Origin of the sequence: Neisseria musculi, assembly GCF_014297595.2 — a bacterium.
Taxonomy (GTDB): domain Bacteria; phylum Pseudomonadota; class Gammaproteobacteria; order Burkholderiales; family Neisseriaceae; genus Neisseria; species Neisseria musculi.
The window spans coordinates 544520-566824 of sequence record NZ_CP060414.2 but is presented as its reverse complement, the minus strand read 5'-3'; the positions used below and the strand labels follow the sequence as shown (position 1 = coordinate 566824).

At 51.6% G+C, this 22305-nt stretch carries 35 protein-coding genes and 1 pseudogene; 15 read left to right on the top strand and 21 right to left on the bottom strand.

What is annotated here, in order from left to right; translation table 11 throughout:
- Positions 1-79 precede the first annotated feature (79 nt).
- Entirely contained in the window at positions 80-730 is a 651-nt protein-coding gene (locus tag H7A79_RS02880) for an IS1595 family transposase (protein WP_186999880.1), read from the top strand.
- 214 nt (positions 731-944) lie between these two features.
- Here the strand turns inward: H7A79_RS02880 and H7A79_RS02875 are convergent, their stop codons facing one another.
- From H7A79_RS02875 to H7A79_RS02865, 3 genes are all read right to left on the bottom strand, one after another.
- The gene (locus H7A79_RS02875; protein WP_187000249.1) at positions 945-1364 is read right to left on the bottom strand and encodes a hypothetical protein; all 420 of its coding nucleotides are present in this window, start codon (positions 1362-1364) and stop codon (positions 945-947) included.
- 131 nt (positions 1365-1495) lie between these two features.
- Positions 1496-1765, bottom strand: coding sequence for a hypothetical protein (locus tag H7A79_RS02870; protein ID WP_187000248.1), 270 nt, complete (start codon positions 1763-1765; stop codon positions 1496-1498).
- 136 nt (positions 1766-1901) lie between these two features.
- Positions 1902-2339 carry a DUF29 domain-containing protein gene (locus tag H7A79_RS02865; RefSeq protein WP_187000247.1) on the bottom strand — a complete coding sequence of 146 codons (438 nt, stop codon included), beginning with the start codon at positions 2337-2339 and terminating at the stop codon, positions 1902-1904.
- Positions 2340-3150: 811 nt separating this feature from the next.
- Here H7A79_RS02865 and H7A79_RS02860 point away from each other — a divergent pair.
- Both H7A79_RS02860 and H7A79_RS02855 read left to right on the top strand, forming a co-directional pair.
- The gene (locus tag H7A79_RS02860; RefSeq protein WP_135037392.1) at positions 3151-3417 is read left to right on the top strand and encodes a hypothetical protein; all 267 of its coding nucleotides are present in this window, start codon (positions 3151-3153) and stop codon (positions 3415-3417) included.
- A 32-nt stretch (positions 3418-3449) separates the two neighbouring features.
- On the top strand, positions 3450-3692 hold the full coding sequence (locus H7A79_RS02855) for a type II toxin-antitoxin system RelE/ParE family toxin (RefSeq protein ID WP_187000246.1): 243 nt from the start codon (positions 3450-3452) through the stop codon (positions 3690-3692).
- A gap of 65 nt (positions 3693-3757) precedes the next feature.
- Here the strand turns inward: H7A79_RS02855 and H7A79_RS02850 are convergent, their stop codons facing one another.
- Complete coding sequence (locus H7A79_RS02850) at positions 3758-4396, bottom strand: LexA family protein (RefSeq protein WP_135037386.1); 639 nt, start codon at positions 4394-4396, stop codon at positions 3758-3760.
- 109 nt (positions 4397-4505) lie between these two features.
- On the opposite strand from H7A79_RS02850, the gene H7A79_RS02845 reads away from it, so the two are divergent.
- From H7A79_RS02845 to H7A79_RS02825, 5 genes are all read left to right on the top strand, one after another.
- Positions 4506-4715, top strand: a complete 210-nt coding sequence (locus H7A79_RS02845; RefSeq protein ID WP_187000245.1) for a Cro/CI family transcriptional regulator — start codon at positions 4506-4508, stop codon at positions 4713-4715.
- Positions 4716-4720: 5 nt separating this feature from the next.
- Entirely contained in the window at positions 4721-5341 is a 621-nt protein-coding gene (locus H7A79_RS02840) for a phage replication initiator YdaU family protein (RefSeq protein WP_246407893.1), read from the top strand.
- A gap of 31 nt (positions 5342-5372) precedes the next feature.
- The gene (locus H7A79_RS02835; RefSeq protein ID WP_246407890.1) at positions 5373-5609 is read left to right on the top strand and encodes a hypothetical protein; all 237 of its coding nucleotides are present in this window, start codon (positions 5373-5375) and stop codon (positions 5607-5609) included.
- A gap of 341 nt (positions 5610-5950) precedes the next feature.
- A complete protein-coding gene (locus tag H7A79_RS02830; protein WP_187000998.1) occupies positions 5951-6235 on the top strand; it encodes a CopG family ribbon-helix-helix protein in 285 nt (94 codons plus the stop codon).
- Positions 6226-6507 (top strand): type II toxin-antitoxin system RelE/ParE family toxin, encoded by a 282-nt coding sequence (locus H7A79_RS02825; RefSeq protein ID WP_187000997.1) that lies wholly within the window; start codon positions 6226-6228, stop codon positions 6505-6507. The genes H7A79_RS02830 and H7A79_RS02825 overlap by 10 nt, the downstream gene beginning before the upstream one ends.
- A 57-nt stretch (positions 6508-6564) precedes the next feature.
- On the opposite strand, the gene H7A79_RS02820 is transcribed toward H7A79_RS02825, so the two are convergent.
- On the bottom strand, positions 6565-6990 hold the full coding sequence (locus tag H7A79_RS02820; RefSeq protein WP_187000996.1) for a hypothetical protein: 426 nt from the start codon (positions 6988-6990) through the stop codon (positions 6565-6567).
- Positions 6991-7476: 486 nt separating this feature from the next.
- Between H7A79_RS02820 and H7A79_RS02815 the strand changes: the two genes are divergently transcribed.
- The gene (locus H7A79_RS02815; RefSeq protein WP_187001601.1) at positions 7477-7719 is read left to right on the top strand and encodes an AbrB/MazE/SpoVT family DNA-binding domain-containing protein; all 243 of its coding nucleotides are present in this window, start codon (positions 7477-7479) and stop codon (positions 7717-7719) included.
- Entirely contained in the window at positions 7719-8063 is a 345-nt protein-coding gene (locus H7A79_RS02810; RefSeq protein ID WP_187000995.1) for a type II toxin-antitoxin system PemK/MazF family toxin, read from the top strand. Before H7A79_RS02815 ends, H7A79_RS02810 begins: the two co-directional genes overlap by 1 nt.
- A gap of 56 nt (positions 8064-8119) precedes the next feature.
- Here H7A79_RS02810 and H7A79_RS02805 read toward each other — a convergent pair whose 3' ends face one another.
- Entirely contained in the window at positions 8120-8545 is a 426-nt protein-coding gene (locus tag H7A79_RS02805; protein WP_187000994.1) for a hypothetical protein, read from the bottom strand.
- 609 nt (positions 8546-9154) lie between these two features.
- Here H7A79_RS02805 and H7A79_RS02800 point away from each other — a divergent pair.
- The 5 genes from H7A79_RS02800 to H7A79_RS02780 all read left to right on the top strand — a co-directional run bounded on the left by H7A79_RS02800 (position 9155) and on the right by H7A79_RS02780 (position 11435).
- On the top strand, positions 9155-9553 hold the full coding sequence (locus tag H7A79_RS02800; RefSeq protein ID WP_187000242.1) for a phosphoglycerate kinase: 399 nt from the start codon (positions 9155-9157) through the stop codon (positions 9551-9553).
- A 63-nt stretch (positions 9554-9616) separates the two neighbouring features.
- A complete protein-coding gene (locus H7A79_RS02795; protein ID WP_246407888.1) occupies positions 9617-10048 on the top strand; it encodes a hypothetical protein in 432 nt (143 codons plus the stop codon).
- Between the two features lie 36 nt (positions 10049-10084).
- Positions 10085-10381, top strand: a complete 297-nt coding sequence (locus H7A79_RS02790; protein WP_246407885.1) for a hypothetical protein — start codon at positions 10085-10087, stop codon at positions 10379-10381.
- A 51-nt stretch (positions 10382-10432) separates the two neighbouring features.
- Positions 10433-10891 carry a hypothetical protein gene (locus H7A79_RS02785; protein WP_187000241.1) on the top strand — a complete coding sequence of 153 codons (459 nt, stop codon included), beginning with the start codon at positions 10433-10435 and terminating at the stop codon, positions 10889-10891.
- On the top strand, positions 10869-11435 hold the full coding sequence (locus H7A79_RS02780) for a hypothetical protein (protein ID WP_187000240.1): 567 nt from the start codon (positions 10869-10871) through the stop codon (positions 11433-11435). Before H7A79_RS02785 ends, H7A79_RS02780 begins: the two co-directional genes overlap by 23 nt.
- Here the strand turns inward: H7A79_RS02780 and H7A79_RS02775 are convergent.
- The 15 genes and pseudogenes from H7A79_RS02775 to H7A79_RS02705 all read right to left on the bottom strand — a co-directional run bounded on the left by H7A79_RS02775 (position 11422) and on the right by H7A79_RS02705 (position 22283).
- The gene (locus tag H7A79_RS02775) at positions 11422-11601 is read right to left on the bottom strand and encodes a hypothetical protein (RefSeq protein WP_187000239.1); all 180 of its coding nucleotides are present in this window, start codon (positions 11599-11601) and stop codon (positions 11422-11424) included. The two genes, H7A79_RS02780 and H7A79_RS02775, sit on opposite strands and share 14 nt — an antisense overlap.
- 158 nt (positions 11602-11759) lie before the next feature.
- Positions 11760-12179, bottom strand: a complete 420-nt coding sequence (locus tag H7A79_RS02770; protein ID WP_187000993.1) for a type II toxin-antitoxin system VapC family toxin — start codon at positions 12177-12179, stop codon at positions 11760-11762.
- Complete coding sequence (locus H7A79_RS02765) at positions 12179-12409, bottom strand: FitA-like ribbon-helix-helix domain-containing protein (RefSeq protein ID WP_187000992.1); 231 nt, start codon at positions 12407-12409, stop codon at positions 12179-12181. The genes H7A79_RS02770 and H7A79_RS02765 overlap by 1 nt, the downstream gene beginning before the upstream one ends.
- Positions 12410-12569: 160 nt before the next feature.
- The gene (locus H7A79_RS02760) at positions 12570-12752 is read right to left on the bottom strand and encodes a DNA methyltransferase (RefSeq protein ID WP_246408042.1); all 183 of its coding nucleotides are present in this window, start codon (positions 12750-12752) and stop codon (positions 12570-12572) included.
- Positions 12706-14457 (bottom strand): DNA cytosine methyltransferase, encoded by a 1752-nt coding sequence (locus H7A79_RS02755; RefSeq protein WP_246408040.1) that lies wholly within the window; start codon positions 14455-14457, stop codon positions 12706-12708. Before H7A79_RS02755 ends, H7A79_RS02760 begins: the two co-directional genes overlap by 47 nt.
- Positions 14454-15202: pseudogene (locus tag H7A79_RS02750) on the bottom strand (phage Gp37/Gp68 family protein). Before H7A79_RS02750 ends, H7A79_RS02755 begins: the two are co-directional and overlap by 4 nt.
- Before the next feature lie 15 nt (positions 15203-15217).
- Complete coding sequence (locus H7A79_RS02745) at positions 15218-16234, bottom strand: DNA-methyltransferase (protein ID WP_187000991.1); 1017 nt, start codon at positions 16232-16234, stop codon at positions 15218-15220.
- Positions 16235-16318: 84 nt separating this feature from the next.
- The gene (locus tag H7A79_RS02740; protein ID WP_187000990.1) at positions 16319-16609 is read right to left on the bottom strand and encodes a type II toxin-antitoxin system RelE/ParE family toxin; all 291 of its coding nucleotides are present in this window, start codon (positions 16607-16609) and stop codon (positions 16319-16321) included.
- 8 nt (positions 16610-16617) lie between these two features.
- The gene (locus H7A79_RS02735; RefSeq protein WP_187000989.1) at positions 16618-16926 is read right to left on the bottom strand and encodes a type II toxin-antitoxin system Phd/YefM family antitoxin; all 309 of its coding nucleotides are present in this window, start codon (positions 16924-16926) and stop codon (positions 16618-16620) included.
- A gap of 66 nt (positions 16927-16992) precedes the next feature.
- Positions 16993-18054, bottom strand: a complete 1062-nt coding sequence (locus H7A79_RS02730) for a relaxase/mobilization nuclease domain-containing protein (RefSeq protein ID WP_187000988.1) — start codon at positions 18052-18054, stop codon at positions 16993-16995.
- A gap of 21 nt (positions 18055-18075) precedes the next feature.
- Positions 18076-18591: a plasmid mobilization relaxosome protein MobC gene (gene mobC, locus H7A79_RS02725; protein WP_187000987.1), complete on the bottom strand. Its 516-nt coding sequence runs from the start codon at positions 18589-18591 to the stop codon at positions 18076-18078.
- 63 nt (positions 18592-18654) lie between these two features.
- Positions 18655-19995, bottom strand: coding sequence for a hypothetical protein (locus tag H7A79_RS02720; protein ID WP_187000986.1), 1341 nt, complete (start codon positions 19993-19995; stop codon positions 18655-18657).
- A gap of 110 nt (positions 19996-20105) precedes the next feature.
- On the bottom strand, positions 20106-20501 hold the full coding sequence (locus H7A79_RS02715) for a type II toxin-antitoxin system VapC family toxin (RefSeq protein ID WP_187000985.1): 396 nt from the start codon (positions 20499-20501) through the stop codon (positions 20106-20108).
- On the bottom strand, positions 20498-20812 hold the full coding sequence (locus tag H7A79_RS02710; protein ID WP_246408038.1) for an AbrB/MazE/SpoVT family DNA-binding domain-containing protein: 315 nt from the start codon (positions 20810-20812) through the stop codon (positions 20498-20500). Before H7A79_RS02710 ends, H7A79_RS02715 begins: the two co-directional genes overlap by 4 nt.
- A gap of 40 nt (positions 20813-20852) precedes the next feature.
- On the bottom strand, positions 20853-22283 hold the full coding sequence (locus H7A79_RS02705) for an ArdC family protein (protein WP_187000984.1): 1431 nt from the start codon (positions 22281-22283) through the stop codon (positions 20853-20855).
- Positions 22284-22305: the final 22 nt, after the last annotated feature.

The following is a 22305-nucleotide window of genomic DNA, read 5'->3' as shown; positions in this document are numbered from 1 at the left end:
AATACCCCGGCAAAAGAAATAAAAATTGGGGCTGTACTAGATAACTAGGGAAATTTAACTTCAGGTTAGAATAATCCCTATGAGAAAAAGTCGTTTAAGTCAGTACAAGCAAAACAAACTGATTGAACTATTTGTTGCAGGTGTTACCGCTCGCACAGCGGCGCAATTAGTTAGCGTCAATAAAAATACCGCTGCCTATTACTTCCACCGTTTGCGCTTACTTATCTATCACAACAGCCCGCATCTGGAAATGCTTGATGGTGAAGTAGAAGTTGATGAAAGCTATTTTGGCGGACAACGCAAAGGCAAACGTGGTCGCGGTGCGGCTGGCAAAGTGGCTGTATTCGGGCTTTTGAAGCGTAATGGTAAGGTTTACACCGTTGCCGTACCCAATACACAAACTGCGACTTTATTGCCAATTATCCGCGAGCAGGTGAAGCCTGACAGCATTGTTTATACCGATTGTTACAAAAGTTATGACGTTCTTGATGTGAGCGAATTTTCACATTTTCGGATCAATCACAGCACACATTTTGCTGAGCGACAAAATCACATTAACGGAATTGAGAACTTTTGGAACCAAGCAAAACGCCATTTACGCAAGTTTAACGGCATTCCCAAAGAGCATTTTGAACTGTATTTGAAAGAGTGTGAATGGCGTTTTAACAACAGTGAGATAAAATTTCAAATTTCTATTTTAAAACAATTAGTAAAGCAGGATTTGTTCTAGTTATCTAGGACAGCCCCTAAAAATTTTTTCTTAATTCATCCATTACTATCCTCCTAATCACTCTTTAAGTGCCGGCAAAGTAATGCAGCCGCCAAAGACAAGTACCAAGGTCAGCATTCATTATTAGAAAGATTTTCCATAACAAAATAACCGAACAGGATTGAGGATAAAACCAACCACAAAACGTCTAAGAAAGAATTCCATTGGAGAACCCTCAAGTTACCAATAAAACGAACAGCATCATCAATACCAAAACCGCCGCAAATGCAATTGCCGGCAGCTTTTTCAGACGGCCTAAAAAGGCCTCGTTGGCCTCGGCGGTATCTTTGGCAATACGGGCGGATACCGCTGCATCAATACGCGGCTCCGCCTCTTGGGCTCGGCTGCCGGCGTGTTGCGCCAATTCGGCCGGCAACTGCTCGCGGTATTTTTCCAGCTTCGCCGCCGCGTCCGTGATGTTTTGCTCGTGCGTGCTTATGCGCTCGTAAAAAGCCCCGCTTATTTCGGTTTGACGGGCGGCGTGTTCGGAGAAGGCTTCGTTGAACATCCGCTGCTGCATCAACAGCACCGCCATCACCGGGTCGTCTGTGCCGATGCGGATACCGGCGCGGGTTTGCGGGTGGGCATTGAGCATGACGGCTGTCCTTTCTGACTATCAGACAATCAACGGTTAAAAAATTGTTGGGGTAAACAAAGGCCGTCTGGAACGGTTTTTTAGCTCTGCAGAAACCGGTTTCTTTTCGGAAACGGCGTTTTCAGACGGCCTTAACCCCGTGGTTGTTCTTCAAAAAAAGCGGCAAACCGCTCTTTAAAACCGGCGGCTTCTTTTCCAATATCGATTCCAAGCTCTCCAATCAGCGGCGAATCGTCCAAATACCATTGGAACGTTTGCAGATATCGTTCCACAACCTTCTGCGCTGTGAACACGTCTGAAAAATCATTGTGATTCAGATTGAAAATCCCGCTTCCCGAGCGCACATAAAAATCGGCTCTGTTGGTGAAATGTTCTGCGGTTTCGGCCGCTTTGTCCCGCACTTTGCGGTTTCGTTTTTATCCGGCACCATTTCACAGATTTGTTTAGGTTGGGTATTCATAGTTTTATCCTCCGTTTTGCATATAAAAAAGCCCGCTTGTTTGAAGCGGGCGGGATTGGTGTTGCGGCCGTCTGAAATCAGTCGGGCAGAAAATCGTTGTTGAGAACATCGACAATACTCCAAACGGGCGATTCGGGGAAAACAGACTCTTCCAAATCGGTTTCTTTTACGGCAGAGGTAACGCCATACTTCCAAACTTTCGCAAAAAAAGCATCTTGATTGATTTTTCCCCTTAAGCTGGGGGATTCGTCAAAAAGATCGCTCACCCTTGATCTTTGTTCTTTAATAGTCGCTTTCCAGGAGTTGCCCCGCCGCTCCGGCTGGAACTTCCATTTCAGCAGATGGCAGATTAAAACCTGCAAACGGCTTTCCAAAGCCCGCTGCTCGCTTTTGCCCATATCTTCGATTTCCTCGGCCAAGTTTCTAAAGTCGATTTTGTCCACCAAACCGGCGCGCAGCAGCCCTGCCTGTTCGGCGGCCCATGCGGCAAAATCGGTGTCGTAAGAAGTCGTCATCTTTCACTCCTTATTAATCAGCAGTTCCATACCGCCCAATCATAGCATATTTATAAAAATCAACGGGCTTACGGCTTTATCCGGTTGGCTTGGCCCGTCATAAAAACAACCGTTGTTACATTCACGGCGCAATCCGTGTAAAACAACGGTACCTACACGGAAACCCGCTTGTGCAAACGGGCCTGGGTCCGGGTACAGACCGTAAGACGGTGTGCGGGACCGTCTTATAAAGAGTGTGCATCACCGGCACACCAAAGGGCACTCAGCCCTGAATCTGCCTGCAAAGAGGCCGCCTCAAAAAAATCAAACTGCAGTTTGGAGCTTGTCCGCAGATTATCGCTCCTGCATCGGGATACGCCCCGATTGTTTATACGTTCGACAACCGCCTGTTACCGGACGCTGCTGCGCTCCCCGGATGAGCGGTTTTTCTTTTGGTGGCGTGTTGAATGCCGTCCGTAACCGTTTGTGCGGTTTACCCAAAGGCTTGAAGCCTTTTCTGCGTGTGCCGTGTTGTTTCCGGGCGAAGCCTGCATATGCTTTTTAAAATCGGGAACGACAGGGTTCCGAAGGCCGGTTGCTACGATTCGAGTTGTTAAAGAACTTTGATATATCTTCAGGGTAATTGCTTTGCTAATGGCTACCCACGGCTTGGATTTTAAGATAACTTAAATTTTAACTCAAGTATTATGTTAAGTTTAATTAAAATTTAAACTTGACATATTGATATTCAATAATATAAATATTTTTAGTTGATTCAGAAAACCATTTGATATATATTGAATATATATCCAAAAAATGAAAGGAGATTGAAATGGCTCAATTTATAATGAATGTACCAGACGCAGAAAAAGAAGCATTTATGGAAGCTGCCCGCTTATCTGATCGCAATGCCTCCCAGTTGGTGCGGGAATTTATGCGCGATTTTATCGAGCGTCAGCGATATGAGGCTTATGTCCGCGCCGAAGTCGAGAAAGGGTTGACCGATATTGCTGCCGGACGGGTGTTTGAGCATTCGGAAGTTTGTAAAAAAATAGAAGACAAATTTGCCCGATGGGCTGCCGAGGAGGCGTCTGAGTGAAAATCATTTGGTCAGGGCAGGCATCTGGGCAGTTGGACAAGTTATTGGATGCCCGAAAAGATTTTGCAGGTATGTATTCCGCACAAAAAGCTTTTCAGGAGATTGAGCGGCTGTTGGATTTGGCCGCTTCGCAACCGTACATGGGCAAGCCGGGTATGATTGAAAACACCCGCGAGCTTTATCCGTTGCGCTACCGCATCGTTTACACGGTATCAGAAAAACACCTGACCGTTGTTGCTGTACTACCCCAATGGCAAAAATGGCCAGATGAGTAAATTAAATTAGATTCATAATCTGCAATTGTCAAAAGGCCGTCTGAAATTTCAGACGGCCTTATCTGTTAGCGCTTCCTTCTGTAGATTCTATGTTCAACTAAAGTACCGATAATTTTAATTTTGGCTTCACTTGATGAAATTACCGGATAATCTGAATCAAGTGGTCGAAGGCTGAATTTATCAAGATTGTCAATCCTGTACTTTCTAAACAGAATATCGTTTCCAACTTGCGCCAGTACAAACTCCCCCGGATCGGGATTTTCTAAAGGATCGATGATAATAACATCTCCGTCTGAAAATGCAGGTCTCATTGAATCATCTTTGAGTTTAAGAGCAAAGGTGGATGTCGAACTTTGAATATCAGTCATGATGTACTCTCCTGTTATTGATATAAGAGGATGAGCCACATCAAACTCTCGGATATCTTCATAGCGCAAGATGGGAATTTGTACAGCAAAAACATTTGGAATTATTTTGACATTCGTAGATCCCCCATCTTCACCTTTTAGCAACCACCCAAAATCACAACCAAATAAAGTTGACAGCTCATACAGATTCTCTGCATTTGGTTTGGTTGTATTTGACTCCCATTGTGAAATGGCAACGTGTGATACATCTTTCAGCTTTCTTGCCAAATCTTGCTGAGTCAAATTCCTCTCTTTTCGCATTTTTCGGATTCGCTCTCCGATAGTTTTCGCTTCCACAATTCATTCCATCTTAAATTTCTCTAATTTAAGTTATCTTAACTCATATTGATTTAAGTATTCTTTACACCTATAATTTAAGCAAACTTAAACAAAGAAATACCCATATATGCGAACAAGAAATGTTATTGCCTTTTACGGAACAAAAATAGCGGTTGCAAGGGCTCTAGGTATCAGTCCATCGGCTGTAACACAATGGCAGGAAATGGTTCCGGAAAAGCAAGCTTATCGAATCCAAATACTTACTGGCGGTAAATTGAAAATGAACCCACGCTTATATCAGACAGTACGGGTTCAAAAAGTAAAAGAGTACAAGTAATACAAATGCTCATCGCCGACCTGCGCCCGCACCTTTCCGACAAATTCGTCCAAATCTATGACGAATTTATGCCCCTTTGCGGGCACGATTTTCAGGCGGCGGCATTTCTGGGCAATCTGTTTTGGTGGTCGGACGTGGCCGACAAAGAACCCAAAAAATGCGGCTGGATTTATAAAACCGCCGCCCATCTGAAGCAAGAGCTAGGCTTAAAACGGCGCGGTTACGAAAAAGTGCGCCGCATTCTGCTGAACCTGGGCTTGGTGCAATACCGGCGCGGCGGCGTGCACGGCAAGATGCACTGGTATCTGAACCGCGAAGTGCTGTTGGCCAAGCTCTGTGAATTAAGGGGCATACCCGTTCCTGCCGCCGACAGCCGTCATCACCACGACCGCGACAATTTCCGCCTGCCGAAATTTATCCCGCTCGATTTGTGGCACGCCTATTTGGATATGCGCGCGCAAGCCGGCAAAAAAGCAGGAAACGGCGCGAAAAAAGCCGCCGTAAAACAACTGGCCAAATTTCACAACCAAAATCTCGATCTGCGCCCGATTATGGAGGCGAGTATTCTCAAAGGCTGGCTGGTTTTTTTTCCCGCCCGACCGCAAACCCAACGGCAGGCCGTCTGAAGCCGATCTCAAAGCCCAACAGCAGAAAGTGTTGCGCGAACTGGCAGCATTGGCTGCCGAGCGCGAAAAACCGGCCAAGCCGCCGCCCGACAAGCCCGACAAGGCGGCGATCGAAAAACTGCGGCAGGCCGTTCTCAAAAATGCCGGCATCAGCCCCGAAAAAACCCACCGCGCCATAAGGCCGCCGCCCCGGTTTCGGCGGTTTTCACCGTTGAGATACCGAAACGGCCGCTGTTTTGATGCCCCGATAGCCGTTTTGGGCGTTTGAAGCCGTCTGAAACCCCGTTTTTCCGTTTTCAGACGGCCTGTTTGGGATGTTTGAAAAACCTTGCCAAATCATGTCTTTGTACATGACGGACAAAGTACAGCGCACAAAACGCCGAAGTGCTTTGTCCGCCGAAGCCGTTTTCTATACAGAGAGCACCGCAGAGGCCATCTGCAAATACCTTAAGGCCGTGCGGCCTGATGCTTTTTTGGGCAATTTGATTTTTTATGGGCAGATAGGCGTTTGGGTGTTTTGAGCAGAGAGATATGCACGTTTTTTGTGGATAAGCGGGGCTTGACGGGTATATAATGGTATTACTTTTTATAACTTAAGGAGCTTTGCTTATGAAAACCCAGTCTGCACCGGTAGCAGTGAAACTGACACCGGAAACCAAAGAACGGTTGAGGATCGTGGCTGAACAACAGGACCGTTCGATTCATTGGTTGATGAAAGAGGCGGTGAATCAGTTTCTTGACCGGGAAGAAAGCAAAGCGGCATTGAGAGCGGCCGCAGACGAGTCATGGCGGCATTATCAGGAAACGGGAGCGGGCATGGCGCTTGAAAAAGCGAATGACTGGATGGATCAGATCATCAGCGGCAAGAAAGCGAAGCCGTTGGAATGCAGGTGATACTGACCGGGAAAGCGGTTGATGACCTGAACCGGCTGTATCGGTTTCTCGCAGCAAAGAATCCTGCAGCGGCGGCAAAAGCCGTCGGCGCAATCAAATCGGCATTGAATGAGTTGGCCGTATTCCCCGCACAGGGGCGGTATTTCGATGATGTGTACCGTGAATGGCCGATACCGTTCGGCAGCAGGGGTTATTTGGTGTTGTACCGCATTGAAGCGGATACGGTTTTTATCGTGGCTCTGCGTCATCAACTGGAAGAGCGGTATTCGTGAATTGGTTTTACCGGTGTGACCGTCTGAAAAGTTTCAGACGGCTTTTTTATGACGATTTTAGGTTTCTTCCGAATGCTGTTTTTCAGGAGAACCGAAAAGTTCCTCGCGTGAAGGCGGATTTTGCCAATCGAATTTACGTTGGCTACCGTTTTTGTCCTTTCCGCTTTGCAGGTATTCAGAAGTTTTCGTTTCGCCGCCGACCGGTAATTTGTTATCCGATGCTGGCGGCGTGGGCGGTTTTTTTTGCTGCCTGCACTCAGCAGCAGGTTCGCTTTTGGCGGGAACTGTGTAGCGGGTTTTGATGAAGTGATGCAGGGCTGTTTTACTGATCCGCACATTGTTGAGACTTAAAAAATTCAGAATTTGAGCCAAAGTATAACCACTGGAATGAAGCAGCAGAATATCATTTTTCAAGGGTTCCAGCTTGGAATTTTTTGCAGCCTGTTGTTGCCGGCTCATAAAATCTTTTGCAGATAGTTTCATTGCATTCTACTCCGTTCTAATTGATTCTAAATCATCCTACAAATATTAACTCATTATTCTATTTCATTCTAGTAAATTCTAAAATTAATCTATTTAAATTCTAATTAATTTCATATAAATTCTACAATTATAATACTAAATTCTACATAAATTCTATATTGTTCTAAAATATTCTACCAAATTAACGTCAATATCCAAGTCCACGCGTACCCACCCCTGAAAAAAACGTCAAATCTCCACTAAAAAACCTATTTTAAAGCTAGACGCAGAGAGCACCGCAGAGACCATCTGCAAATACCTTAAGGCCGTACGGCCTGATGCTTTTTTGTGCAGTTTGGTTTTTTATGGGCAGATAGGCGTTTGGGTGTTTTGAGCAGGGAGATATGCACGTTTTTTGTGGATAAGTGGGGTTTGACGGCGGATATTTTGACAGTAATCAATATTGTATCTACAATGTAGATACTTTTTTTCAGGAGGTAAATCGTGATGAAATTGCAGAAATGGGGAAACAGCGCGGCAGTGCGCTTTCCGAAAGAGATTATCAGCCGGCTCGGGTTGGAAATCGGCGATGAATTACAAACCGAAATTCAGGGGCAAACGATTATGATTAAAGCGGCCAAACGCCCCAAATACAAACTGTCCGACCTGCTGGCAGAAATGCCCGAAGGCGCGCCCCGTGTCGCAGGCTGGGATGAAATGTCCGATGTCGGCAGGGAGGTGGCGAAATAATGTATATACCGGACAAGGGCGATATTATCCATCTTCGATTTGATCCCGCATCGGGAAAAGAAATGAAAGGCGGTCATTTTGCTTTGGTGCTGACCCCGAAAGCATTCAATAAAGCTGTAGGGCTGGTTTTTGCCTGCCCCATATCCCAAGGGCAGGCATCGGCGGCACGCGGTATGCTTTCTACATTGCTTGGGGCGGGGACGCACACTCAGGGCAATATTCATTGCCACCAGCTGAAATCGCTGGATTGGAGAGAGCGCAAAGCAGCGCTCAAAGAGAAAGTGCCTGATTATGTATTGCAGGATGTTTTATCCCGCATTGAGGCTATTTTGGAGCTTGATTGAAAAATGGTGATTGGAGGCCGTCTGAAAAGGTTTCAGACGGCTTTTTTATGACGATTTTAGGTTTCTTCCGAATGCTGTTTTTCAGGAGAACCGAAAAGTTCCTCGCGTGAAGGCGGATTTTGCCAATCGAATTTACGTTGGCTACCGTTTTTGTCCTTTCCGCTTTGCAGGTATTCAGAAGTTTTCGTTTCGTCGCCGACCGGTAATTTGTTATCCGACGCTGGCGGCGTGGGCGGTTTTTTTTGCTGCCTGCACTCAGCAGCAGGTTCACTTTTGGCGGGAACTGTGTAGCGGGTTTTGATGAAGTGATGCAGGGCTGTTTTACTGATCCGCACATTGTTGAGACTTAAAAAATTCAGAATTTGAGCCAAAGTATAACCACTGGAATGAAGCAGCAGAATATCATTTTTCAAGGGTTCCAGCTTGGAATTTTTTGCAGCCTGTTGTTGCCGGCTCATAAAATCTTTTGCAGATAGTTTCATTGCATTCTACTCCGTTCTAATTGATTCTAAATCATCCTACAAATATTAACTCATTATTCTATTTCATTCTAGTAAATTCTAAAATTAATCTATTTAAATTCTAATTAATTTCATATAAATTCTACAATTATAATACTAAATTCTACATAAATTCTATATTGTTCTAAAATATTCTACCAAATTAACGTCAATATCCAAGTCCACGCGTACCCACCCCTGAAAAAAACGTCAAATCTCCACTAAAAAACCTATTTTAAAGCTAGACGCAGGATAGGCGGGAGCCGACAAAGCGACCCCGCCGAAATTCCGCCCAACAGGCGGAAACGCCGCCAAGCGGCTGTCCCGTCAACAACCATCGGGGGCGGTAGCCGCCGCGTTGTTTCGTGATGTCTAAATTTCAAAGCGCCCAAAGTCCAGACCAAGACGAGTGTCTTTGCACGTCTTCCACCTTTTCCACCACGCCGCAGAGGGCGCACCGGACAAAGATGAAAGCCGCACAAAGCCAGTCTGGACTTTGGGCGCTTTGAAATTTTTAACGACATCACAACACGGCGGCTACCGCCCCCGATGGTTGTGTGTTGTTAATTATTTCGCATGAAAGGAATGACTATGGGATTGGACATGTACGGCTATACCATGCGCGCAGAGTTTGCGGGCGAGCGGCAAACCGATGTGATGCCGGCCACCGAAGAAGAGCGCGAACAAGCGCAGCTTGCCGATATTGCCTATTGGCGCAAGTTCAACCACCTGCACGGGTGGATGGAAAAGCTGTATCGGGAAAAAGGCGGGGTTGAGGTGTTTAACTGCCGCACCGTCAGGCTGGAGCTTGACGACTTGGAACGGTTGGAGCGGGCTTTGGCAAACAACGAATTGGAATATACGCCGGGCTGTTTCTTCGGCGGGAAGGAGATTTACCCCGAAGATATCACGGAAACCGAGAAATTCATTGCCGCCGCCCGCGCGGCTTTGGCTAACGGTTTGGCCGTCTTTTACGACAGTTGGTGGTAGGGATTTGTAACCCTGATTCAGACGGCCTTGAGGCCGTCTGAACAACGATAAAGGAAAGACGGAATGGAAAATATCCACCATGAATTAATCAAGGGGTTCCAATCTTTCGGTGCGGCTTTCCGTGTAGCAGACGTACTCAGAGATTTTATCGAGTTGGCCGCCGTTGCCTTAATCAACCGATACGCATTTGATGCGGAGTGGGAGCAAAGGGAAAACCGCTATCACGAAATACGCAAAAAATACCCCGCAGCGGATTTTTGCCGCTTTCCCGAAATGCTGGGCATGTTGATGCTTGCCGTTAATAAGGCGCAGCAGCAGGGGGCATTTGATGACGTGTCAGGCCGTCTGTATATGGATTTGGGGTTGGGCAACGACAGCAGCGGGCAGTATTTCACCCCGTATTGTGTCAGCAGGCTAATGGCCGCCATTGTGAATCAGGACTTGGATGAAAAACTGAAAACCGAACCGTTTGTCAGCGTTTTGGAACCGGCCTGAGGCAGCGGCGCCAACCTGATTGCATTTGCCGGGCAGGTGCGGGAGGCGGGTTACACCCCCGCGCGGCACATGGCAGCGGTAGGCGCGGACATCGATATTTTATGCGTGCAGATGTGTTTCATTCAATGCCAACTGTACCGCATACCCGCAAAAATCGTACACGGCAACAGCTTAACCCGCGAGTTTTGGTCGGCGTGGTGTACTTCAGATTGGATTTCGGGCGGCTTCGGCCGGGCGATGGCGGAAAAAATCGCATCCGAACGCGGCGGAGAAACAGCGGCGGCCGTGCCGGCCGAACCCATCACGCTTGAACAACAGCTTGTTTTGTTTTGACGGTTTCAGACGGCCTGAAGGCCGTCTGAAAAAACCAATGAAAGGAAAAATATGCAATGCCGCTTTATTTACGGCCGCAACGGCCGCCGCCTGATGGTAGCTGAAATGGACGATGAATTGGACAACATCAACTGCACCGATGAAGATTTGGACTGTTTGGGCGAATATTACCGCGATATGACCGTTATCTTTGATGTTGACCGCTATATCCGTCTGCATACGCTTTTGCACGGCATAACCGCCGAAGACCGCCGCTCACTCAAGGTTTATATGGATGCCGTTATACGCAGTCAAAGCGGCTCGTTTGTTCATGCGCTGTTGGGGTGCTGTTTGGAAATTTATTGGTACGGCTGTACGGATGTTGAGGCGCATTGGTTTTGGCAGGATACCAACATTGATTTTAATGTGGCTTTGATATTCCCGCCCGAATTTTACGCCGACCCCGCCGCATGGTTTGAGCGGGAAATTGCAGCAAAGGGCATTCAAAATGATGAAGAAAGCGGGGTGTGAAATGAATCATGCACACGATAGGGCAGAGCGGATAGTTTCCCTGACAGAAAAACTCGAGCCGAAAGAGATACGGGAAGTTTTTATGACGTTATGGCGGAGTTCGGACGGTTTAAACGAGGGCTTGACGGCAGACGACTGCATAGAAATTTTTGCTTCGGCCTTAAAGGGCAGTTCGGATTTTACCTACGATTTGCTGAAAGATACCTTTGACGATTACGATGTGGGCACCATCACGGAAACATTCGCCTTACTGCCGCGCGAAGCGTATGAGCAACTGTTTTCCGAGTGTCTGAAAGAGGAAATTCCAGACGTGGCAGAGTTGGATACAGAAGCAATGACCAACCTTTTGAGCTGGCAAAATGTGGGGAGTTTGGACGTGATTTTGCTGAATGTTGCGAAAGAGGAACAGTTTTCACTGTGCTTTGATGGTAAATATATTTACAAAATAGATAAATATGGTAAAGAAATTCAAACTTTAGCTGATGATTTTAAGAAAAAATATATCGGCAGCCGATGGAAGATAGCCACAGTCATTGCCCGCTGACCGCATTCATGCCGTCCGAAACCATTTCGGACGGCATGAAAAACTTTTTTGAAAGCATAAAACCACCCCGCAGCAGCCCCGTTTCCGGCTCACAGGTTCGCCCAAAACGGCCCCACACCCCCAAGCCGGACTTGACCATGCCGGCCGCTCCGATACCTTCGGCCATCTCCGCCACCGGCAAGTCCAAGCCCGACTTGCCCCCTCCTGCGGGAGGATTGTTGTTATTACCGTTACTTCTTTGTTTGAGAAGTTTTACCGGTGCTGATTATATGCCACAGTTGAAATACAGGCCGTCTGAAAATCGTCTTTCAGACGGCCTGTATTTCATTCTTGAAAGGGATTGATGACTGAAAGCCCGGCAGCGGCAAACGGCGAGATGTCGCGTGTTGCAACTGCAAAATCATGTGCCCGGGCAATGGCGGCGATATAGCCGTCGGCGGCGGCAACAGCATAACCGGCGGCCCGTGCTTTTGCGCGGACTTGGGCATATGCGGCAGCGGCTTCAATGCCGAAATCTAAAATACGTTCCCCAAACAAAGGGAGAACGGCCTGCTCCAGCCGCTCGGACAGCAATTGCTTTTTCCTGCCGTCCGGCAGGATGGCAATGCCGAAACGCAGTTCTGCTACGGTGATGGCCGACAAGTACAACGCTTCAACGGGCTGCCGGTCCAACCATGCGGTTACGGATGCCTGCGGCTGCGGCCGCAGCGGTTCGGAAATCACATTGGTATCGAGCAGAATCATCAGAGTTTGGTCTCCGGTTCGGGTTTTCTTTCAATATCGAAATCCACCCCGCCGACTTCGCGGCCGATACCGGACAAAAGCGAACCGAGACGGACGCGTTGCGGCGGATTTGCCGTCTGATCCAAAATCAGCCGGATTTCCGCTTCGGTGCTGCGCCCGGCGGCCGCCGCGCGTGCTTTGAGGGCACGATGGGTTTCTTCAGACAGGTTTCTTACAGTAATAGACGGCATGGAGATACTCCTTTGGAGGTGTTCGCACAATGCTATCATTTTTTAAAAACGATAGCAAAAGCAGTCTGTCCAAAGTATTTCAGACGGCCTGAAACAAAAAAAAGCCCCGCCGCAGCACATGAATTTGTGCTGCGGCGGGGCGGTTTTCTGCAACGGGTGCTCAGGCTGCCTGTTGTCCGGCAAATACTGCTTCGGGGCGGTAATTCGCGCGTATCAGCGCGGCCATCGGCGGCGGCGATACGGAGTTGCCGCACATCCGCACTTGGGCGGTTTTGGTCAGTGGTTTGCCGGTATGGTCACGGTCGAAGATGTAATCCTCGGGGAAGCCTTGGGCTTTGTACAATTCTTTGGGCAGCAGCATACGCAGCGTGATGTCCACGATGTAGTACGGTTGCCGGTTGATATATACGGTAACCAAAGCCAAACGGTCTTGGGTGGTCAGCGTGCCCGGCGGCGCAGTCAGATCGCGGGCATCGCCGTTGCCGTACTAGTGCGGCCACTTTGAGGGCGCGCGCTTCGGCGTTATCCGGTTTACAGACGGCCGGCGGTGTTTGACCGCCATCGGCCATCGATGCGGCAACGTTGCTGCCGGTGCCGGTGCGGGCATCGGATTGCCGTATCAGGCAGGCCGATACCAACTGCTGCCGGCTGCCGCTGTTGGTAATGGTGGTCATCGGCTCGGAGGCTTCTTTACCGGGAACGGTATTAAAGCCGCCGTTGGCCTGCATCAGATAGGCCGCTGCGACCGCGTGGCCGCCGCAACCGGAGGCGGTTACGGTGCCGAGGGCATCGGTGATGTCGCGGCTGCCGATACCGCGCCGTTTGGTGCGGCCGCTTCCCTCCCCGTGAGCAGCGTTAACCAGCACGGCAGAAACGTAACTATGGTCGCCGTTGACTTGGGCGCAAATGGTTCCGAACGGTTCATGCACCGATTTACTGCCATGTCCCCACCGTTTGCTGTCATCTCCGTGGCTGCGGGTGGTTACGATAGGGGCAAGTATCGGTTCCGCCACATCTAAAGCGTGCGCGCCGCCGGCAGGGCGTTTGGGATGGCCGCCGCCGGTAATGGCGGGTAGCGGTTGGTCAATGGCACTTCCCGCGCTGCCGCTACGGAATTTGACGATAAAAGGTTCGGGGTTATCCAGGACAAACTTTCTGATGCCCCCGGCAATCCGGCGCATAGTGGCTTCGGCCGGCGGTTTTTCGCGCCCGAAGATGGATTTGCCCGACACCGACCAATCAATACATTCGGCGGCGGAACGCCATTTCTGCTGCCCCTTTTTCGGGTTCTTATAGTGGGTCGGTTCCGGCCATACAATCGGCTGTCCGTCGCAGCGGGCCACCATAAACAGCCGTTTGCGGGTGGTGGGTGCGCCGTAGTCGGCGGCTACCAGCGTCCGCCACTCTACGGTGTAGCCGAGCTTTTCCAGCTCGCGGATAAACTTCCGCCACCGCTCCCCCGCGTGTTTGGGGTCGGGCACCAGGTATTGTTGCTGCACCGGTACCCGCTCGCCGGGAGCCGCCACGGTTTTATCCAACTTAATCACGCGTCCGGTAGCCTTGTCGCGTTTGGCCACCAACCGGCCCCAACGGGTAATCTGCTCGACGTTTTCGAGCGTGATGATGTCCGGCCGCACCTGCGCCGCCCAATGCTTGCCTACCCAACTCAAAGAACGGGTTGCATTGTCACGCGGCTGGCCGCCTGCGGCCTGGCTGTGGTGCGTGCAGTCGGGGCTGAGGTGCGTGCAGTCGGGGCTGAGGTGCGTGCAGTCGGGGCTGAGGTGCGTGCAGTCGGGGCTGAGGTGCAGCAGACCGACCGGGCGGCCGCGACAGGCCAAATACGGGTCAACCTCGTACACATCGGTTTGGTAGTGTATCGTCTGCGGATGGTTGGCGGCGTGCATGGAGACGGCCTGTCCGTCATGGTTGACGGCAAAGTCCACATACAGGCCGGTGGCCTGTTCGATGGCGCAGCTTGCGCCGCCGCCGCCGGCGAACAGGTCGCCGATTTGTTTGTATCTCAAGTCTAGTGTGTATTGTTTGGTCATTTTGACTTCCTGCGTAAAGGCATGGGAAATTCCTGCCGGACACTGCCGTTGAGCAGGCAGCCGTTGGCACGTTTGCTGCGTTTGATGCCGTCCGCTCCCCAACTGCCCCATTGTTTGAAGAAGAACGCGGCTCCGGCGGCCCCGCATTGCCGTTGGATGTTATCCGCCAAGCAGGAAACATCTGCCTTGCTTCGGAGCCGGATTCCCCGCCGACGATAACCCACTCGATGTTTGTAAGGTTTAGAGGCCCCAAATCTTCCAATAGCGGTTCGGCGGAGATGAAACGGACGGTGGCGGGGATAGGCCGCAACACATCTATTCGCGGCAGCCCGTAGCGGCGGTCTTCTACCGACACACCGAGCCATACGTTTTCCGGCACGGAACGGGTGCGGAAGTATTCGGCCATCCGCTCCGCCCGTTTGGTCAGAATCTGATAGGTGTGCTGCGGGGTTTGCCTGATGGTTTCAAAAATGCGGTCGATGTAAGCAAAGGGGACGTCTTCGTGAAAGGTGTCGGACATCGAGTTCACAAAATAAACCGCCGGCTTTTTTCTGTCGGCGGGTTCTTTCAGACGGCCTTCCATGAGTGTAAGGGCAAAACCGTTTTCATAACCCGCTGCCCCCATCGCCTGAAGCCGTTTTGCCATCGTTTCGGCGTAGCAGTTTTTGCAGCCGGGCGATAGTTTGGTGCAGCCGGTTACGGGGTTCCAAGTACGTTCCGTCCATTCGATATGGCTGTTTGCCATAAAAAATCTCCCATATTAAAAACCGATTGCCTGCTGCGCCGTCCGTTGTCCGTGCAAATCGGCGAAAGCGGGGTTTAACTCAATGCCTATCCAGCGCCGCCCCAGGCGGTTGGCCGTTTCCGCCACTGTGCCGCTGCCCGAAAACGGATCGAGCACCACATCGCCCGGGCGGGAGCCGGCCAAAATGCACGGCTCGACCAGCTTCGGCGGGAAGGCGGCCAAATGGTCGTGGCGGGCGGCAACGGTAGCAACCGGCCATACGCTGCGTTTGTTGCGTAACGGCCGTGCGGGCGTATGCTCGCGGTTGCTGCGGTGTTGGGTTGCACGTTGACCGGGATTGGGGGTTGCGGTGTATTTTCCCTTTGCGCGGCAAAAATCATGCTGCCGGTCTGCACCGGGGCGTTCGTAGCTGTCTGAAGGTTCGCGGATGGCCTCATGGTCGAAGCAATAACGGCTGTTTTTGGAAAGCAGGAACAGGTATTCATGAGCGCGGGCGCAGCGGTCGGTAACGGATTCGGGCATGGGGTTGGTTTTGTGCCAAATGATGTCTTGGCGCAGATACCAACCGTCTGCCTGCAAAGCCAGGGCAACGCGCCACGGAATGCCGATCAGGTCTTTGACTTTGAGGCCGTCTGAAAGAGGAGCGGTTTTAACTTCGTTGAAGCCGTGTGCTTTCAGACGGCCTGTCAGTTGGGTGCTTGTCTGAAATGAATCTTGATACCCGCTAAACGGGCTGCCGCCGGTGTTGCTGCTTTTGCCGCTGCCCGCATAGCTGTCGCCGAGGTTGAGCCACAAGGTGCCGTCATCGGCCGGCACATCGCGCACCAGGCGGAATACTTGCACCAAGTTATCGATATATTCTGCCACGGTCGGCTCCAAGCCGATTTGCCCCGCACAGCCGTAATCGCGCAGGCCGTAATACGGCGGCGAGGTGATACAGGTTTGCACCTTTATGCCTTGGGCGGCCAGCGCGGGCAGAATCTGCCGGCAGTCGCCGGTGTATAGGGCGGATTGACGGTCGTGTCGTCTCATTTTCATCTTTAGGGTATCCATAAAAAACACCTTGCGCAAGCAAGGTGTTTTATCGGCGGTGGGAATAAAGCAAAACCGATAAGGTTAGGGAAACTGTCGGGCGGTATGTACGATATTCAACACATAAACGGTTTTTTCGGTTTCATCTATCACTAAAAACGCTTTATACGGCAGATTGTTTAGGATAAATTCCCTTGCTCCGTGAACCAAACTGCTTTCAATGCTGCGGTAAGGCAGATAAGCCAATCCGGCCAATGCCGTTTCTATGCGGCTGCCGATGTTTTCCACCAATGCCATACCGCCTTCATCGGCATAGTAGGAAAGAATGGCGAGCAAATCCGCTTGTGCTTCAGCTTCATAAACAATTGCATACATCGGACGGCTCAACGGTTTTGCAGTTTATTGCGGATATTGTCCAAGGCATCGGTATGGGCATCGGCAGCGGCTTTTCCCCGGGTGCCGTCCTTTTGAAAACGCGCCAAAGATTTCCCGACCTTGGCCTGCACCCATTCATCGTATCCTCCTTCTTTCTCTATCAGCATCTCGGCCAAATAAGTCCCCTGCAAGTCTTCTAAAGAAACAAACACGCCTACAGGCCGTTTGTTTTTAGTCAGCAGCACCGGCTCGCGGCGGACGGTATCCAGCAGATCTCCGAAGTTGTTTTGGGCATTACTGGCTGTCATGGTACGCATTACGCTTTCCTTTATCGGTACGGTAGTTCGCTATTTTAGCTATTTTATCCAACCTGTACAAATAGCTCAACGCTGAATATCCTTATCCTGTTTGGCTTTCTCCGCTGCCGGCTGCTGTTGCAGTGGCCCGATGGCGGGGCGGCGGGCGCGGATATTGTCGTATTGGTTCTGTGCTTTGGTCGTGAAGTCCTGCCCGGCCACGTCTTTTGCCAGTTTGCCGATGATACGGGCTTCGGTTTTATGTCCCATCTTGTACAGCTCTTTGGCGATTTGCCCGTATTGTTCGAGCACGATGCCGCGTGTGCGTAGGGTTTCCTTCAAGAAAGGATGCTTGGGGCGGTCGCTGTTTTTCAACGCTTCCATCAATTCAGCAGCCTGCTGTCTTGCCGCATTGGAGAGCACGCCGCGCCGGCGCATGGCACGCAGCAGGCTGTTTTCGGGCTTTTGCGTTTTGCCCCGGTGTATGCGCTTGGTGGCCGCGCACAACACCCCTTCTTCGCGCAGCTTTTCGGCAAAGCGCACGCGCCACTCGAACAGGTCGGCTTTGCGCGGGTTGAGCCGCTGCCCGAACCCGTCGCGCATCAGTACGCACAGGTGGACGTGGGGGTGTTTCGGTTCATCGGGATCGCGGCTGTCGTGGTGCAGGCCGAACACATAATGATGCCCGGCGAACTGCTCGGCCGCGAAGCTGCGGGCGGCGTTCAACACCGCCTCCGGCGGCGTGCCTTCGGGCATCGACAGCACGATATTCAGCGCCTCTTTATGCTTGCTCTCTTCGGGAATGCCCAGTTTGCGCCAATCATCGGCAAAACCCCTAACCGCACGTTTGCCGTGCAGTTTTTCGCCGGACTGCGTTTCCAACGGCACTTCGCCGTTGCGCGACACATAGTCCAGGTGGTTGCGCACGCCGCGCATTCCTTTTGAGTTACTGCTCAGCCGTTTGGGGATTTTGACCATCACCTCCGGGTGTTTGAGCGCGGCAGCGCGCAGGTTGGCCAAACCGCTGCCGGGCTTCAAAGGCTTGGCACTGCTGCGGCGGCCGTTGCCGAAATACAGCCCGCCATCTTTTTTGGCTTTAACGGCACGGGTTTTATAGCCCAAAAACCAGTCATCTATTTTACGGTGCATCTATCTACGCTCCTTAATGGGTTATTCCCGCCTGCGGCGGCGGTTGGTTTGCAGCACATGGTTGACTTTGCCGACATGGGCATCAATGAACTTTTTCAGTTCGGTAATCTGCCGGCCACTCAAAGAAACGTTTTCGCCCGCATTCAGACGGCGGGCGATTTGGTTGAGGTTGCGGCCTATCATGACCAGTTGGTAGTTGGACTGCGCCAACACATCGGCCTCATGGGCAGACGGCATCGGGTGGCGGCAGATATGCGACCGGATAATGTCGCGCGCCACATCGTTGATGCTGCTGCGGTACAGCACGGCGGCAGTTTCGAGCCATGCGCGTTCTTTGTCGGGCAGGCGCAGGGTTATCCGCCTGCCGCGCTTGGGCGGCGGCAGTTTGACCGCTTCAGGTTCTTCTTTTGCCAACTGTTCTTGTAAAAGCCGTTTTGCCATCCATGAGACACTCGCTTTGCCATATCGCTGCCTGGCTAGTGAAGTGAGGTTATCTATTTCTTCACGGCTTAACCCGTAGACACTGATTTCAGGCATATCCATGTTCCTTTTACTTTTGCCCGAATACCAATCAGGCCGTTTGAATATTCAAAAAACTCTTTACCGTTCCAAGCCGGTATCGGGCTGCGGCACGGCGGCGGCATACTGCCGTTCCGCGGAATTCCGCACCATTGACCGGTAAAAATGGGTGCGCGCCAATACCTGCATATCCGGCGGCAGGCCGGATAGGGTTTTTTCCATCGCGTGCTCCAGCAAAGCGCAGCGCAGTTTTTCCGCCGTACCGGCGCCGGCCATGTGCATTTGGTAATGGTGCTTGGCCGCTTTCAGGCCGCCGTGCGCAATATCCGCTTCGCGTACCGGTTCTTTTTCCATGGTGTTTTCCAAAACAGAAAGGCCGTCTGAAATTTCAGACGGCCTTTGTGGTTGCTGCATAATGGGAGGGCTGTGGTTTAAGTGGCTTTTCTCCATAGCCTGCTCCTGTATTTGAAGACGGTGTTTTTCCAAGCCGGGCGGTTCTGCCGCCATCCGTCCCCGGTAAAGGCGGCGGGCTTTTTCCATGATTTCCCGAGGCAAAGGATCGCCGGTATCGGGATTGTTGCGGTCGAACAAACCGCTGTTGTTGACGGCAGACTTTATCTGCCCTTCTGCATTCATAAAATATCCCCCGAAACCGCCTTGGCGGTTGCGTTTGTGCCAAAGGCCTTTGGCGGCATCCGTTTGCGAACGGGCCGGATAGATTTCTTCGCCGATGCACTGTTCGGCAAAACGGTAAAGTGCCGAGCCTACGCCTTTGCCCCGGTAGGCTGCTGCTATTTCGGCACGGTATGGCACGAAGTAGCGGCTGCCGTCGGCTTTGGCTGGCGGGCGGTTGCCCGAAAAACCTTGCTGTCCGCTTTTTTCCGGCATTAACAGAAGGCCGCCGACAAAGCGGTTGCTGCCTTGAACATGAATATGGAAAGCACCGTCACCAACCCGGCTGAAGCGCAGGATTTCATGCACCGTCTCCGTTTTGGCAACGTCTTCGTAAACGGTGCAGGTGCGGGTGCGCCGTTCGGGGATGCAGCCTTCCCGGGGTTGTGTCGATATTGCCGATATTTGGCCGTCGGCACCGTATTTGACGTATTCCGTTACCGTCTCCCGAACACGCCGCCGTTGTTTTTCGGTACGGGAAATGTCGCGGGTAACACCGTAAGTGTCGGCAACCGGTTCGGGATAAAAGATTTTCGGTTCGCCGTTGGCATCGAGCAGCCGGTCGGGAACTCGGGCATGCTCCCAATCGCCGAACCACGCTTTAAACTCAGGCGTGCGCACCTGCACCCATTGGCGGTAATCCAGTGCCGTTCTGCCTTTGGCTTTGGCCGCACCGTAGGCCGCCCGGCCGCCCAAACGCTTTTCGGTGATATAAAAACCGGGGCTTTCTCCATATTCCGCTTCGGGCATGGCATCTCCAAACGTAAAAAGGCCGTCTGAAAAAATATTTCAGACGGCCTTTATGACGGGGTTTAAAAAATGCCTCGGATTCGTTCGGATCCGGGGCGGAAGGGTGCTACTCAGGGAACGGTAACTTTTCTGCCCCGGTTGCGCAGCAGCAAAGCGGCTTTGCGGTCAAAGGTAACGAAGGTGTCCGCGCCAAGATGCCGGCCGGCGTATTTGTTCACACCGTCGGCAAAGTCCCCACCCGCTTCCAATAATGCGAGACCGGCAAGGATTTCCCCGGTATGACAGACAAGGTTGTCCGTTTGCAGCAGTCCGCGCACAGCCCAAGAGATGTCCTTTCGGCTGAAACGGTAGCTGTGCGACAAAACCCACACCAATTCGCAAAACACGCTGGTCGGTATGCAAATCCGCCCGGCACGGCTCAGTATCGGTTTGACGGCAGCCGGTTGGGCCGGATCGTCGTTTACCAGCAGGCGTACAAGGATGTTGGTGTCTGCGGTAATGTTCATTCGCGCCCCAATCCCCGCATTCCGGCCTGTGCATAAGATTCGGCAATGGCTTCGTTGATTTCTTCTATACTCAAACGCACACTGCTTTTACCTTGCAGACAGCCGGCCATATTCATGATGCCGTGTCTGTTTTCCGTTTCCCCTGCACGGATTTTCAGGCCGCCGTCGGGCAGTTTCTCCACTTCCAGCAGTTCGCCTATGCCGACTCCGAGGTGCTGCAAAAGTTCTTTTTTCAAAGTAATCTGACCCTTGGCGGTCAGTTTCAGGGTGGTGCCCATATCAATTCTCCGGGTAAGGTTGTTTTTAATCATGCCTTACTTTTCTTTCAAAGGCAAACCGCAGCGGCGTGTTTCACCGTTCGAAAGCAATTTCGCTTTGTCCGGGCGGATCGGGCTTCTGAACCTGCCGTAATCTTTCTCCAACCCGGCTGGTATAAAAATTAATGCGCGCCTGCATCTGCGTCTGCTCGGGGAGCCCTTTAATCAAGGCTTCCATTTGGGATTCGAGCAGGTTGCGGCGGGATTTTTGGGCGGGCGGCAGCAAAACGGTCTGCTTCACATAGGCATCGCGGGCAGCCTGATACTTGTCTTCAAGGGCATTGATAATGGCGCGGCGGGCATCGCGCACGGCTTCGGGATTAAGCATTCCGCCGCCCGCACCTTCGATGGTTTTTGAGGCGGTTTTGCCGTCTTCTTTGTGCCAACCGTGGGATTCTGCCAGCCGGCCGATGATTTTTTCGGAGTAATGCGGCTCGGACGTTTCGACACGCCCGGCTGCGGAGACGTGTTCAGACGGCGTTGCAGGGGCGGCGGTGTTTTCGGGCGTTTTCTCCGAAGGTGCGGTCGGAGCCTTCTTCGGTTCGTGACCGATCTCTTTTTCAAACCCCACCACATAACTTTGAATTTTGTCGGCATCGCGGGCGGCTTTAAGAATTTCGGTGGGTTCGTCGGTCAAAATCTGTATCCAGCTGCCGATGTAGGCGGCATGGCGGCCCGGGTCATGCGGCAATCCAAGCTGCCGCGTCAACATCATGGAGGCGATTTCGGCCCGCAACTCTTCCCGGGCATAGGACAATGTGCCGAAACCGCCGGAAAGCTCACGGTTTAACCGGCTTTCATGCCCTGTCCAATGCCCGAGTTCGTGCAAAGCGGTGGCGTAATACAGACCGGCATTCGGAAACTGCTCTTTATGCGGCAACACAATGTGATCTTCAGACGGCCGGTAATAGGCGGAATCCCCGTGACGGTGTCTGATTTCCGCGCCTGATGCGGAAAGAAGAGCTTCGGCACGCTGATGGTTTTCCCATTCATGCTGCGGCGAGTGTAGGGGGTGCCATTCCGGCAGACCGTCTATTTGCTCCGCATTGAAAACGCTGAATGTTCGGATATAGGGAAAGTCGAGTTTGACAAACTCTTTCTGCGGCTCGCCCTTGTCGTCCAAGACCGGCTTGCCGTTTTCGTCCTTAACCGTTTGCTCAACATGGGTGACCAACCGTATCAGCGGTACGCCTTTTTCGCCTTTGCGGACTTGTGCGCCGACCGACTGCGCCTGTTTGTAAGTCAGCCAGCGCGGATCGTCATACGGCTGCATCATCAATTTCAGCGTGTTGCTGCCCGAATAGGTGTTGCCGGTGAGATGGTTATACGGCAGGCCGCTCATGGTCGGCTCCCACGGCTTCTGCCACGGGGCCGTTCCGCTTTTCAAATGCGCGATAAGTTCCGCGGCAATGGCTTCGGCGTATTGCTCCTGTGCATTTTGGGTATTCTGTTGCTCTTTGCTCATTTCTTCCTCCAAACAAAATACC